Genomic DNA, 11766 nt, shown 5'->3' with positions numbered 1-11766 from the left:
AAGACGTTCCGTGGCGCTCAACATCCCACGGCGCACCGGAGGGCGGCGGCTGCGGCGGTTCACCCGCCGCGACGTCGTCGTCCTCAGCGTGCTCCTCGGCATACCGATCCTGCTCGACATCGTCATCATCTGGGGTCCGACGCTGGCCTCCATCGGACTGTCCTTCACCTCCTGGGACGGCGTCGGCGACATCCACTGGGTCGGCGGCGACAACTACAAGAACATGGTCGAGAACTACCCGGTCTTCTGGCCGGCCGTCCGCCACAACGTCCTGTGGCTGCTCTTCCTCGGCCTGATCGCGACGCCCTTCGGCCTGTTCCTGGCCGTCCTCATCGACCGGGGCGTCCGCTTCAGCCGCTTCTACCAGTCGACGATCTACATGCCGGTGGTGCTCTCGCTCGCCATCGTCGGCTTCATCGCGCAGCTGATCCTGGGCACCGACCAGGGCGTGGTCAACACGATCCTGAACAACCACGACGACCCCATCGACTGGCTCGGCGACTCGCACCTCAACCTCTGGATGATGATGATCGCGGCGAGCTGGCGGCACACGGGCTACGTCATGATCCTCTACCTGGCCGGACTCAAGTCCGTGGACCCGCAGTTGAAGGAAGCGGCCGCGATCGACGGCGCGAACGCCCGCCAGACCTTCTTCCGCGTCGTCTTCCCGACCCTGCGGCCCGTCAATGTCATCGTCGGCGTCATCACGGTCATCGAGGCGCTCCGCGCGTTCGACATCGTCTACGCGGTGAACAAGGGCCGCAACGGCCTGGAACTTCTCTCGGTCCTCATCACGGACAACATCATCGGCGAGGCCAGCCGCATCGGATTCGGCTCGGCGATCGCGGTCGTCCTGCTCACCGTCTCCCTGGGGTTCATCGTGACGTTCCTGGTCCAAGAGCTGCGAGGTGCGCGCGACCGATGACAGCCGACATCCGCGCCGGCGCGGCCACCCGACGGGCCGCCGCGCCCGTCGACGCCCCTAAGCCCCCTGTGCGCCGGGGCCGTTGGGGTGTGCACATCTTCCTGATGGGCGTCTCCCTGGCTTTCCTCGCGCCCCTCCTGCTCGCCGTGTACGCCTCGCTGCGCCCGTACGAGGAGACGGCACAGCACGGCTACTTCTCCTTCCCCAAGCACCTGTCCTTCGAGTACTACCGCCGGGCCTACACCGAGTCGGGCATGGGCAAGTACTTCACGAACACGCTGCTCATCGCCGTGCCCGGCGTTCTGATCACCCTGTTCCTCGCCTCGTTCGTCGCCTTCGCGGTCTCCCGTCTCAAACTGCGCGGCGGCCTGGTGCTGCTGATGTTCTTCACAGCGGGCAACCTGCTGCCCCAGCAGGTGATCGTGACCCCGCTGTACGTCCTGTTCAACAAGATCCCGCTGCCCTGGTGGATGTCCGACTCACTCACGATGTATGACTCCTACTGGGCCGTCATCATCGTCAACATCGGCTTCCAACTGGGCTTCTGCGTCTTCGTGCTGGCCAACTTCATGCGGACGCTGCCGCAGGAGATCCTGGAGGCCGCCATCGTCGACGGCGCGGGCGTCTGGACCCAGTTCTGGCGCATCACGCTCCCGCTCTGCCGCCCCGCCCTCGCAGCCCTCGGCACCCTCGAATTCACCTGGATCTACAACGACTTCCTCTGGGCCCTGATCTTCATCTCCAACCCCGACAAGCTCCCCGTCACGTCATCCCTGAACAACCTCCGCGGCCAGTTCTTCACCGACTACAACCTGCTGGCCGCGGGCTCGGTCCTCGTCGCCCTCCCGACGATCCTGGTGTTCCTGCTGCTGCAACGGCACTTCATCGCGGGGCTGACGCTGGGGTCGACCAAGGGCTGAGGCTGAACTTGCACCGCCTACCCAGGCAGCGGTACACGGCACGCCGATGACTGGTCGTCCGATCTGCGGGTCGTGCACGGCTGCGTCCACGCCAGCCCTACGTAAGTACCAGGGCGCCGTACGACAGTTCTGCGAATTCCTGAAGACTCAGAGCATTACGATGTCTGCGCATGATGACGTGGTGTCGGAGGTCGGAAGGTGGCACATGATGCGCAGTGAGGACGACGAGGACTGGTTGGACCTCGCTGACGCCATCGAGGTGCTGCGAACCCAGCTGTCGGAGGCGCAGCGCCGCGGCCAGGACTCCCAACTGCGCTTTGTGCTGGGCGAGATCACCGCGGAGTTCGAGATCGAGCTGGTGCGGACAGGGGGCGGCGGCGGGAAGCTGCGGTTCGGCGTCGTGGAGGCCGACGCCCGCCGGGAGCGCTCGGCACGGTCCACCCAGCGCGTGACCCTACGCCTGAACCCGGAGCACCGCGGCGGCGGGGACGTGGCCGTGGGCGACGTCGAGTAAGTCGAGTAACCCGGGGGCGTACTCATGCAGACACAGCAGGTAGTCCAGGTCCGCGCCGCAAGCTTCGGCAGCGGCTATCTGATCGCGCCGCGGCTCGTCCTGACCGCCGCGCATCTGCTGCCACCGCTGAACGTGCAAGGGGGGATCACCGTGTCCCTCCCGGAGTCGGCTGGGCGGTCCCCCGCGAAGGTCAGGTGGCGACGGTATGACGACACCGTGGACGCAGCCCTGTTGGAGATCCCGGCCGACGACCCGGAATGGCCGACGCCCGACTCGCTGCGCGGCGCCCTGGGCCGCCGCCCGCAGCGCTGGGGCCGGTGCGTGACGGGCGGGTCCGAAATTCAGGTCGCCGCTTTGGGATTCCCGCGGCAGCAGAAAACGAATGCCGGCCGGAACAGGGAGTTGCTGATCGGCCGGATCAGGCCGCACGGTGGCGTGCCCTTCGAGATCCACGACACCACCGGACTGCTGGAGATCGACACCGCGGGGCTCGACGAGGAGACCGCCGCGAAGTCCACCCCGTGGTCCGGGATGTCGGGCGCGGCCGTCTTCCTTTCCGGTGAGAAGCTCCTGATCGGCGTCGTGCGAGCGGACCGTCGGCCAAGGCAGGGCACGCGGCTGACGTACACCCGCAGCGAGGACCTGCTGGCCTGTGACGACTTCCGGGCGGTGGTCCGCGAGGCGACCTCAGTGGACCCTCAGCCCGAACCGGCCGAGCTCGCCCACCTGTTGGAGCCGGCGCCGCCCAAACGGGAGGTGTCCTCCCCCACCATGCTGCTGCGGGCCGACGCCGAGGTGGTGTCGTTCCACGGCAGACAGGACACGCTCGACGACCTGGAGCGGTGGTGCCGGACGGAGCCGGACGGCCTGCCCGCTGTCCGCGTACTCACCGCCCCGGGCGGGCAGGGCAAGACCCGGCTGGCACGGCAGCTGATGGCGCGGCTGCGGGGCCTCGGCTGGGTCGCCGGTCAGGTGGCCCGCGAGCCGGGCGACCTGCACGTGCTGCGCGCCGTCCAGCACCCGCTGCTGTTGGTCGTCGACTACGCCGAGACCCGGCCCGACCTGGTCAGGAAGCTGCGGGAGCACACCGAGCAGGCCGGACATCCGGTACGCCTGCTGCTGCTTGCCCGTTCACTGGGCTCGTGGCAGGACAGAGCGACCGGCGCCCTCCGCGAGACCAGGCTGCACGCGCTCAGCCCCGGCGTCGCGGACCGGGAGCATGCGTTCCGGGCGGCGGCCCGGGACTTCTCCCGCCGCCTGGCGGAGGCGACCGGCGAGCCGGACCTCGACTGGCCCGGGCTCGCGGACGCCGTCCCGGTCGCCCGCCGCCCCGGCGCGGGCCCGGGGGCTGAGACAGCGCTGGCCGTGCAGATGGCGGCCCTGGTCACGCTGCTGCGCCGCGCTCGAACCCCCAAGGGAGACAAGGGGTCGACCGGGGACGGCGCGCTGGAGGCCGAGCTCCTGGGCCACGAGAAGAGGTACTGGCAGGACACCGCCGACGAGCGGGGCATGGGGCGGCGGGAGAAGAACCTGCTCGCGCAGGCGGTGGCGGCGGCCGTGCTGTGTCCCGCACAGGAGGAGCGGGAGGCTCGGGGGACCATCGCCCGGCTGCTGCCCGATGAACCGCCATGGCTCATCTCGGAGATCGCCGACTGGCTGCGTGACCTGTATCCGTCGTCCGAGGACCGCTACTGGGGCCAGCTGGAGCCGGACCGGCTGGCGGAGTACCACGCCTCCGAGCAGATCATCCGCGACGCGGGACTGCTGGGGAGACTGTTCGCCCGGGCCCCGGACCACCAGCGCGTGCAGACCCTCACCGTGCTGGCCCGGTCTGCCGTGGCCCACGCCAACGAGGGCCGCACGCGCTGGGCGCACATCGTCATCGACCGGCTGCGCGAGGTGCTGCGCTCCGTGCCCGCCGACGCGCCGTTGACCGCCACCGTGCTGCGCGCACACTCCGACACACTGCCGGACCAGTCCCATGTGCTGCGCGAGTACGCGCTCGACGTCGCTCGCGAACTGAGCGGGCTGTGCCGCGCCAAGGGCGACGACCCACAGTCGCTCCGCGACCGCGCGTGGGCGCTGCACAACCTGGCCGAGCGGCACCTGGCGGTCGGCGACTGGGAGGACGCCCGGCAGGCGGCGGGTGACGCGGCGGCGATCCGCGAGGGGCTGGCGGACGACGGAGCGATGACGCACCGCGCGGACCGGGCCGACTCGCTGCTGGCGCTGTCGCACGCCTTGCGCATGACCGGATGTCTGATGGAGGCGCACCGCGTCGGCGATCAGGCGCTGAGCCTCTTCCGCACGCTGACTGCTGAGGGCGGCGAGGAGGGGGAGAAGCGCGAGAGCGGCCTGGTGCGGGCACTCATCAACCAGTCGCACGTGGTCTGGCAGCTCGACCCGAGCTCGATTCCCTTCGACCAGATCGCCAGGTCCGACGACCACACGGACGAGGCCGTCCGGCGCGCCCGCGTACTGGTGGCCGGACACCCCGATCTGGACCCGCTCCTGCTCCCCAAGGCGCTGGTGGCACGAGGTGCGAACCTCTGGCGCCTGCAGCGTAATACGGAGTCGTTGTCTCTGAGCGAGGAGGCGGTCGAGACCTCCCGCCAGTTGGCGCGAGAGAACCGCGACGCCTATTCCGCCGACCTCGCGCGCGCTCTGATGGGCCTGGCGGTCGACTACAACGCCGCCTCACGGCCGGGCGGCGAGTCCATGGCGCTGGAACGGGAGGCGATCGAACTGCTGCGCCCGCTGGCCGGGGATCTTCCCGCAGTCCACCGCTCCACCTTGGCGCAGCTGCTGCACAACCTCGCCTGTGAGCACTTCGACGAGGGGGATTACGCCGCGGCGCGGGAGACCATCGGAGAGGCCATCGAGCATCGGCGGGCTCTGGCACGCGATCCGTACGGGATCATCGAGCCCGGCTGGGCCCATTCGGTCAGCATGCTCGCCACCTTCCACGCGGGTGCCGGCGACCACCAGGCGGCGGTGGAGCGATTCAAGGAGGCCCTCGAGATCTGCGCACGCGCCAGACTGCCGCTCAGCGCGAGCAACCTGGAGGCGCAGTCCGGAATCGCTCTCAAGCTCGCCCGCTCCTACGACGTCCTGGGCCGCCCAGCGGACGCGCTCGCCGTCCAGAACCAGGCCCTTGCCATCGGGCGCCGCCTCAGTGAATACGCCCCCAGCCTCTACACGCAGGGGTATGCCACCAGCCTCCACGACGGCTCCGACCTCTACTGGAAGCACGACCGGCACGTCGCGGTGCGCATCCTGCTCCGCCAGGCGCTGCCCCTCTACCGCCGGCTGTCCCACGTCGACGCGGAGGGACGCCAGGGGCTGGCCTTCTGCCTGCATGACCTCGGCACCAGCTACGGGATGTTCTGGGCTACGGCCGACCGGGCGGTTCCCGTACTGAGTGAGGCGTATGAGCTGCGCGTGGAGCTGTCGGCCGGGGACGCGAGACATGAGGTGGACCTGGCCAACACCTGTGCGGAGCTGAGCCGTGCGCTGCTGAGGACGAACCGCTTCCGCGACTCCGTCCGTATCTCGGAGCACGAGGTGCGCCTTCGACGCCAATTGATCACCGCGGACCGGGCCGGCCACGAGCAGCCCCTGTGCCGCGCTCTCCTGCGGCTGGCCGACGGGCGGGCCATGGCAGGGGAGGAGGTCGCGGCCTGGCTCACCGCGCTCGAGGCGGAGGAGGTCTGCCAGGAGCTGGCCGGGCGCTCCGACGAACGACCGGACCGGACCGCATGGCTCCTTTCCCGACTGGCCGGGACGCTGAGCCTGTGCGGCCGACACGACGTGCGGCGGGCCGCCCGGGCGGTGGCACCGGCGCGACGGGCCGTCCGCCTCTACCGGGGTCTGGTGGACCGGGACCCGAGCAGGCAGGCCGACCTGAGATGGGCCGTCACCCGGCTCGCGAGGGTTCTGGACCGCATCGGCCTTCACAGCGAGGCCACTGACGTACGGCTGCGAAGAGGAGCATGACGCCATGACATCACCACTCCATGACGAGGAGCGGGGCGAGTCGGCCGAGGACATCAGGAGGGACGAGGAGAGCGCCGCCCGCCCGGCGGAACTGTGGTATCCGAACGTCAGCGAATTCGTAGCCGACCGGTTCGTCTATTTCATTCCGAGTCCCACCCCTGACTCCGGGCGCGTATGGTGCCCGGAATGGTTTCGCCACGCCGAGGCGCTCTCTCGGCTGGACTGTGTCTGGCGTGCCTGGGAGGCGTTGCGCTGGGACGGTCCCCTGGGGATGTCGAACTGGTGGCTCCACCACGTCGACCCGCATGTGCGTGCTCTGATGGACCCTGTCACAGGGCCGTTCGCGCGCTGCGCCGACGGTCACCAGGACCACGAGCCGCTGCCGATCGCGCCGCCGCCGGAAGGGCTTTTCTCCGACCAGAGGCAGTCGCTGTCCAGGGACCCCTTCACCCTCGACTGAGCCGGCTGATGCGCCCTCACTCGCACCCGACGCCGTCCCCGTCCCGGTCGAGGTGCCGGCCGTAGCCGGGGTCTCCCACGCGTACCGGCGCGGCCCCCGCCGCACGCGCGGCGTCGCAGTTCTCGTAGTACACGGTGCCCCCGCCGCTGTTGTCGTCGGTGCCGCCACCGCCCGCGGCGGGCTGCGCGGTGACGGTCGCCCGTACGGTCTTCGTCGTGCGGACGGTCACGGTGGCGGAGGGCGTCGCCGTGACCGTCTCCATCGCGGTCCGGGTGGCCGTGGCCTCCGCCGTGACTGTGGCGGTGACGGTCGGGCGGGGCTTCGCCGCGGCGTTCTCGGTCTTGTTCCCGCCACTCGCGCCTATGCCGACACCGATGAAGAGGGTCACGGCGAGCGCGGGCAGGACGTAGCGCTTGCGGGCCCAGCCCGGAGCGGTGCGGGTGGTTGGGGCCTGTGGTGTGGTGTACGGATTGGTCATCTCGTCCCCCCTGGGATGTTTCGAGTGGGATGACGGTAGTGCTGTGGATGTGTCCGATGAGGGCGAGATGAAGTTGCGTGACCTACCCGTGACTCGTCGTCGGGTCCGTAGTTGAACCGGGCATGAAGAAGCGCAGCATGCTCGCCATCGCCTCCCTCGCCACCGGGTTCGTCGTCGCGGCGATCACCCCGTCCCACGCCGTCGACGGCGACGTCCTCGGCGATCTGAACGTCAACGACACGCTGAGCACCGTCGATCACACGATCGGCAGCGACAGCCCGGCCGTGGACGAGAAGGCACCGGGACGCAACGGCTGACGGGTTCGGACCATGGCGCCGGTGCCCCCGGGACGGGGCACCGGCGCCGCGCTGTCGGCGCCCTCATCAGGGCCTGGTTTCCGTGGCAGGGTGGAGCGGGCAAGCCACAGGGGGCCAACAGAAGAGGGGGAACCGTGATCGTCTGGATCAACGGTGCGTTCGGTGCGGGGAAGACCACCACCGCACGGGAACTGATCGAGCTGATCCCGAACAGCACGCTCTTCGACCCCGAGGTCATCGGCGGCACACTCACGCACCTGCTGCCGGCCAAACGCCTCGCCGAGGTCGGTGACTTCCAGGACCTGCCGATCTGGCGACGCCTCGTGGTCGACACCGCGGCCGCCATGCTCGCCGAACTCGGCGGCGTCCTCGTGGTCCCGACGACCCTGCTCCGCCAGGAGTACCGCGACGAGATCTTCGGCGGCCTCGCCGCACGCCGGATCCCCGTACGGCACGTGCTCCTCGCCCCGGCGGAAACGATCCTGCGCGAGCGAATAGCTGGGCGCGAGGTGCCCCCGGACCTGCCCGACGGTGAGATGCGCGTGCGCCAGTGGTCCTACGACCACATCGAGCCCTATCGCGCCGCGCTCGCCTCCTGGCTCACCGCCGACGCTCACCCCGTGGACACCAGCGCGCTCACCCCGTACGAGACCGCCCTGCGCATCGCCGATGCCGTACGCACCGGGGATGTACCCGTGTGCGACATCGTGCAGACCCCCGAACCCACCGCGGAGACCGTCGCCGCGGGCGTGCTCCTCTTCGACGAGCAGGACCGGGTGCTGCTCGTCGACCCGACGTACAAGGCCGGCTGGGAATTCCCCGGAGGCGTCGTCGAACCCGGTGAGGCCCCGGCGCGCGCCGGCATGCGCGAGGTCGTCGAGGAGACCGGCATCACGCTCGACGAGGTGCCCCGCCTTCTCGTCGTCGACTGGGAGTCGCCGGCGCCCCCCGGATTCGGCGGCCTGCGTCTCCTGTTCGACGGCGGCCGACTCGACACGGCAGCGGCGAGCCGTCTGCTGCTGCCCGGACCCGAACTGCGCGACTGGCGCTTCGCCACCGAGCAGGAGGCCGCCGATCTGCTGCCGCCCGTGCGCTACGAGCGGCTGCGCTGGGCCCTGCGGGCGCGCGAACGCGGAGCGGCGCTCTATCTGGAGGCCGGGGTCCCGGTCGGCTGACGTCGCGACTTTGCTCGGCGCGTGGAGTTCCGAGGGGAAGCGAGAGGGCCCGCGACGTCCAGCAGCGCGGATCTGCCGCCGATACCGGAGCCGAGGGGCCGGCCCGCAGCGACCAGTTCTCCCAGTTCGTGGTCGCTGCACAGGGCCAGGATGCGGGCACGTCGCTGTGCGCGGCGAGGCGCACAGCGACGACATGTCGAGGGGCTTCATGTCCCCCGAGAACGCCTCAGCTTCCGGCGTAGTTCCGCAGGAACAGCGCCTCCGCGACCGACAGCCGCTCCAACTCGTCCGGCGAGACGCCCTCGTTCACCGCGTGGATCTGCGCCTCCGGCTCGCTGAGGCCGATGAGCAGGATCTCCGTCTGCGGGTACAGCGAGGCGAGAGTGTTGCACAGCGGGATGGAGCCGCCCATGCCCGCGTACTGCATCTCCTGGCCCGGGTAGGCGACAGCCATCGCCTCGGCCATCGATGCGTACGCGGGGCTGGAGGTGTCGGCACGGAACGCCTGTCCCTGGCCGATCTGCTCGGTGCTGACGCGCGCGCCCCACGGCGTGTGCGCCTCCACATGGGCCTGGAGCAGCTTGGTCGCCCCCGCCGCGTCCATGCCCGGCGGCACGCGCAGGCTGATCAGCGCGCGGGCGCCCGCCTGCACGGACGGAGTCGCGCCGACGACCGGCGGGCAGTCGATGCCGAGGACGGTGACGGCCGGACGTGCCCAGACACGGTCGGCGACCGTGCCGGAACCGATCAGCTCCACACCGTCGAGCACCTTGGCGTCCTCACGGAACGCCTCCTCCTCGTACTGCAGGCCGTCCCACTCCTGGTCGCCGACAAGCCCGTCGACCGTCGTCGAACCGTCCTCGGCCCGCAGCGAGTCCAGTACGCGGATCAGCGCGGCGAGCGCGTCGGGGGCCGCGCCGCCGAACTGCCCGGAGTGCAGGTTGCCTTCCAGGGTGTCCACCTGTATGCGTACGAGGGTCATGCCGCGCAGGGTCGCGGTGACCGTCGGCAGCCCGGCCCGGAAGTTACCGGCGTCGCCGATGACGATGGTGTCGGCGGTCAGCAGCTCCGGGTGCTCCTCGGCGTACCGCTCCAGGCCGCCCGTGCCCTGCTCCTCCGAACCCTCGACGATCACCTTGACGTGCACCGGAACGCCACCGTTCGCCTTCAGCGCACGCAGGGCGAGCAGATGCATGATGACGCCGCCCTTGCAGTCGGCGCTGCCGCGTCCGTACCAGCGGCCGTCGCGCTCGGTCAGCTCGAACGGGGGCGTCACCCAGGCCGCTTCGTCCAGCGGCGGCTGCACGTCGTAGTGCGCGTACAGCAGGACGGTCTTCGCGCCCTCGGGCCCGGGCAGGAAGCCGTACACCGACTGCGTGCCGTCCGGGGTGTCGAGCAATGCCACGTCCTGGAAGCCCTCGGCGCGCAGCGCGTCGGCGACCCAGTTCGCGGCGCCCTCGCTCTCGCTCTTGGGATATTGGTCGAAGTCCGCCACCGACTTGAAGGCCACCAGCTCGGTGAGCTCCGCCTTCGCCCGGGGCATGAGCGAGGCGACGGTCTCGGCGACCGGATTCGACGACATGGGCACGCTCCTTGTAGGTGCGACGTTGTACTTCTGTGTACAGGTGATCGTGTGGTGCGTACGCGCGTACTGGTGTGCAGGGCGCATACGCTGCCGATCCTCCCACAGCGGCCTGCGGCGATGCCCGCCGTAGGATGCGGGAGACACGTGCGGAAGACGGCTGGACTGGGAGCAGTAGACCATCGTGAGCAGCGAGAACTCTTCGGCGGACGACGGGCAGCGGGTGTGGGACGTCGTCGTGGTCGGCGCGGGGCCCGCCGGGGCCTCGGCCGCCTACGCGGCAGCGGTCGCGGGACGCAGCGTCCTATTGCTGGAGAAGGCGGAGCTGCCCCGCTACAAGACGTGCGGCGGCGGCATCATCGGCCCCTCGCGCGATGCGCTGCCGCCCGGCTTCGAGCTGCCGCTCCGGGACCGGGTGCATGCGGTCACGTTCTCGCTCGACGGCCGCTTCGTGCGTACCCGCCGCTCCAAGCAGATGCTGTTCGGGCTGATCAACCGGCCCGATTTCGACCAGCAGCTCGTCGAGCACGCCCAGAAGGCGGGCGCAGAGTTGCGTACGGGCGTCACGGTCTCGCGCGTCGAACAGCACGGGTCGGCCGTACCGGACCGGCGCACCGTCGCGGTGGTGTTGCAGGGCGGTGAGACCGTGCTGGCGCGGGCGGTCGTCGGCGCCGACGGCAGCGCCAGCCGGATAGGAGCGCACGTCGGCGTGAAGCTCGACCAGGTCGATCTCGGCCTGGAGGTGGAGATCCCGGTGCCGGAGACGGTCGCTGAGGACTGGCAGGGACGGGTTCTCATTGACTGGGGCCCCATGCCGGGCAGTTACGGGTGGGTGTTCCCCAAGGGGGACACGCTCACCGTCGGCGTGATCTCCGCGCGCGGCGAAGGCGCCGCCACCAAGCGGTACTTGGAGGACTTCATCGCCCGCCTCGGGCTCGCCGGCTTCGAACCGGCCATCTCCTCCGGCCACTTGACGCGCTGCCGCGCCGACGACTCGCCGCTCTCGCGCGGCCGGGTGCTGGTGTGCGGTGACGCGGCGGGACTGCTCGAACCCTGGACCCGTGAGGGCATCTCCTTCGCACTGCGCTCCGGGCGGCTCGCGGGCGAGTGGGCGGTACGGATCGCCGAGGCGCACGACGCGGTGGACACCCGGCGCCAGGCGTTGAACTACGCCTTCGCGATCAAGGCTGGACTCGGCGTCGAGATGAGTGTCGGCAAGCGCCTGCTGACCGTCTTCGAGCGCCGCCCGGGCATGTTCCACGCGGCGATCACGAGTTTCAGGCCCGCCTGGAAGGCCTTCACGGGGATAACGCGCGGTTCGACCTCGCTCGGCGAGCTCGTCCGCAGCCACCCGATGGCCGGGCGCGCCCTGACCGCGCTCGACCGGTAGGGCGGACGG

General features: G+C 70.3%; 10 protein-coding genes. 8 read left to right on the top strand and 2 right to left on the bottom strand.

Annotated elements, in window-relative coordinates; all coding sequences use genetic code 11:
- Positions 1 to 10 precede the first annotated feature (10 nt).
- The 5 genes from AB5J53_RS06465 to AB5J53_RS06445 all read left to right on the top strand — a co-directional run bounded on the left by AB5J53_RS06465 (position 11) and on the right by AB5J53_RS06445 (position 6815).
- The gene (locus AB5J53_RS06465; RefSeq protein WP_369244648.1) at positions 11 to 925 is read left to right on the top strand and encodes a carbohydrate ABC transporter permease; all 915 of its coding nucleotides are present in this window, start codon (positions 11 to 13) and stop codon (positions 923 to 925) included.
- Complete coding sequence (locus AB5J53_RS06460) at positions 922 to 1845, top strand: carbohydrate ABC transporter permease (RefSeq protein WP_369244647.1); 924 nt, start codon at positions 922 to 924, stop codon at positions 1843 to 1845. The genes AB5J53_RS06465 and AB5J53_RS06460 overlap by 4 nt, the downstream gene beginning before the upstream one ends.
- A gap of 205 nt (positions 1846 to 2050) precedes the next feature.
- Entirely contained in the window at positions 2051 to 2359 is a 309-nt protein-coding gene (locus tag AB5J53_RS06455) for a trypco2 family protein (protein WP_369244646.1), read from the top strand.
- 24 nt (positions 2360 to 2383) lie between these two features.
- Positions 2384 to 6355, top strand: a complete 3972-nt coding sequence (locus tag AB5J53_RS06450) for a trypsin-like peptidase domain-containing protein (RefSeq protein ID WP_369244645.1) — start codon at positions 2384 to 2386, stop codon at positions 6353 to 6355.
- 4 nt (positions 6356 to 6359) lie between these two features.
- Positions 6360 to 6815 carry a DUF4913 domain-containing protein gene (locus AB5J53_RS06445; RefSeq protein WP_369244644.1) on the top strand — a complete coding sequence of 152 codons (456 nt, stop codon included), beginning with the start codon at positions 6360 to 6362 and terminating at the stop codon, positions 6813 to 6815.
- Positions 6816 to 6831: 16 nt separating this feature from the next.
- Here the strand turns inward: AB5J53_RS06445 and AB5J53_RS06440 are convergent, their stop codons facing one another.
- Positions 6832 to 7293: an excalibur calcium-binding domain-containing protein gene (locus AB5J53_RS06440; protein WP_369244643.1), complete on the bottom strand. Its 462-nt coding sequence runs from the start codon at positions 7291 to 7293 to the stop codon at positions 6832 to 6834.
- 122 nt (positions 7294 to 7415) lie between these two features.
- Between AB5J53_RS06440 and AB5J53_RS06435 the strand changes: the two genes are divergently transcribed.
- On the top strand, positions 7416 to 7610 hold the full coding sequence (locus AB5J53_RS06435) for a hypothetical protein (protein ID WP_369244642.1): 195 nt from the start codon (positions 7416 to 7418) through the stop codon (positions 7608 to 7610).
- Between the two features lie 134 nt (positions 7611 to 7744).
- The gene (locus tag AB5J53_RS06430; protein WP_369244641.1) at positions 7745 to 8785 is read left to right on the top strand and encodes an NUDIX domain-containing protein; all 1041 of its coding nucleotides are present in this window, start codon (positions 7745 to 7747) and stop codon (positions 8783 to 8785) included.
- 226 nt (positions 8786 to 9011) lie between these two features.
- On the opposite strand, the gene AB5J53_RS06425 is transcribed toward AB5J53_RS06430, so the two are convergent.
- The gene (locus AB5J53_RS06425; RefSeq protein ID WP_369244640.1) at positions 9012 to 10367 is read right to left on the bottom strand and encodes a dipeptidase; all 1356 of its coding nucleotides are present in this window, start codon (positions 10365 to 10367) and stop codon (positions 9012 to 9014) included.
- Between the two features lie 184 nt (positions 10368 to 10551).
- Here AB5J53_RS06425 and AB5J53_RS06420 point away from each other — a divergent pair, with 184 nt between their 5' ends.
- Positions 10552 to 11757 carry a geranylgeranyl reductase family protein gene (locus tag AB5J53_RS06420; protein WP_369244639.1) on the top strand — a complete coding sequence of 402 codons (1206 nt, stop codon included), beginning with the start codon at positions 10552 to 10554 and terminating at the stop codon, positions 11755 to 11757.
- The last annotated feature ends 9 nt before the right edge of the window (positions 11758 to 11766 follow it).

The sequence above is a fragment of the Streptomyces sp. R41 genome (assembly GCF_041053055.1).
In the GTDB taxonomy this organism is placed as follows: domain Bacteria; phylum Actinomycetota; class Actinomycetes; order Streptomycetales; family Streptomycetaceae; genus Streptomyces.
This window is presented reverse-complemented; position numbering and strand designations above follow the sequence as displayed.

What these genes read in the sequence shown, in the direction of transcription:
- AB5J53_RS06460 (WP_369244647.1), top strand. Translation starts at nt 922, where the DNA reads ATGACAGCCGACATCCGCGCCGGCGCGGCCACCCGACGGGCCGCCGCG.
- AB5J53_RS06455 (WP_369244646.1), top strand. Translation starts at nt 2,051, where the DNA reads ATGATGCGCAGTGAGGACGACGAGGACTGGTTGGACCTCGCTGACGCC.
- AB5J53_RS06450 (WP_369244645.1), top strand. Translation starts at nt 2,384, where the DNA reads ATGCAGACACAGCAGGTAGTCCAGGTCCGCGCCGCAAGCTTCGGCAGC.
- AB5J53_RS06445 (WP_369244644.1), top strand. Translation starts at nt 6,360, where the DNA reads ATGACATCACCACTCCATGACGAGGAGCGGGGCGAGTCGGCCGAGGAC.
- AB5J53_RS06440 (WP_369244643.1), bottom strand. Translation starts at nt 7,293, where the DNA reads ATGACCAATCCGTACACCACACCACAGGCCCCAACCACCCGCACCGCT.
- AB5J53_RS06435 (WP_369244642.1), top strand. Translation starts at nt 7,416, where the DNA reads ATGAAGAAGCGCAGCATGCTCGCCATCGCCTCCCTCGCCACCGGGTTC.
- AB5J53_RS06425 (WP_369244640.1), bottom strand. Translation starts at nt 10,367, where the DNA reads ATGTCGTCGAATCCGGTCGCCGAGACCGTCGCCTCGCTCATGCCCCGG.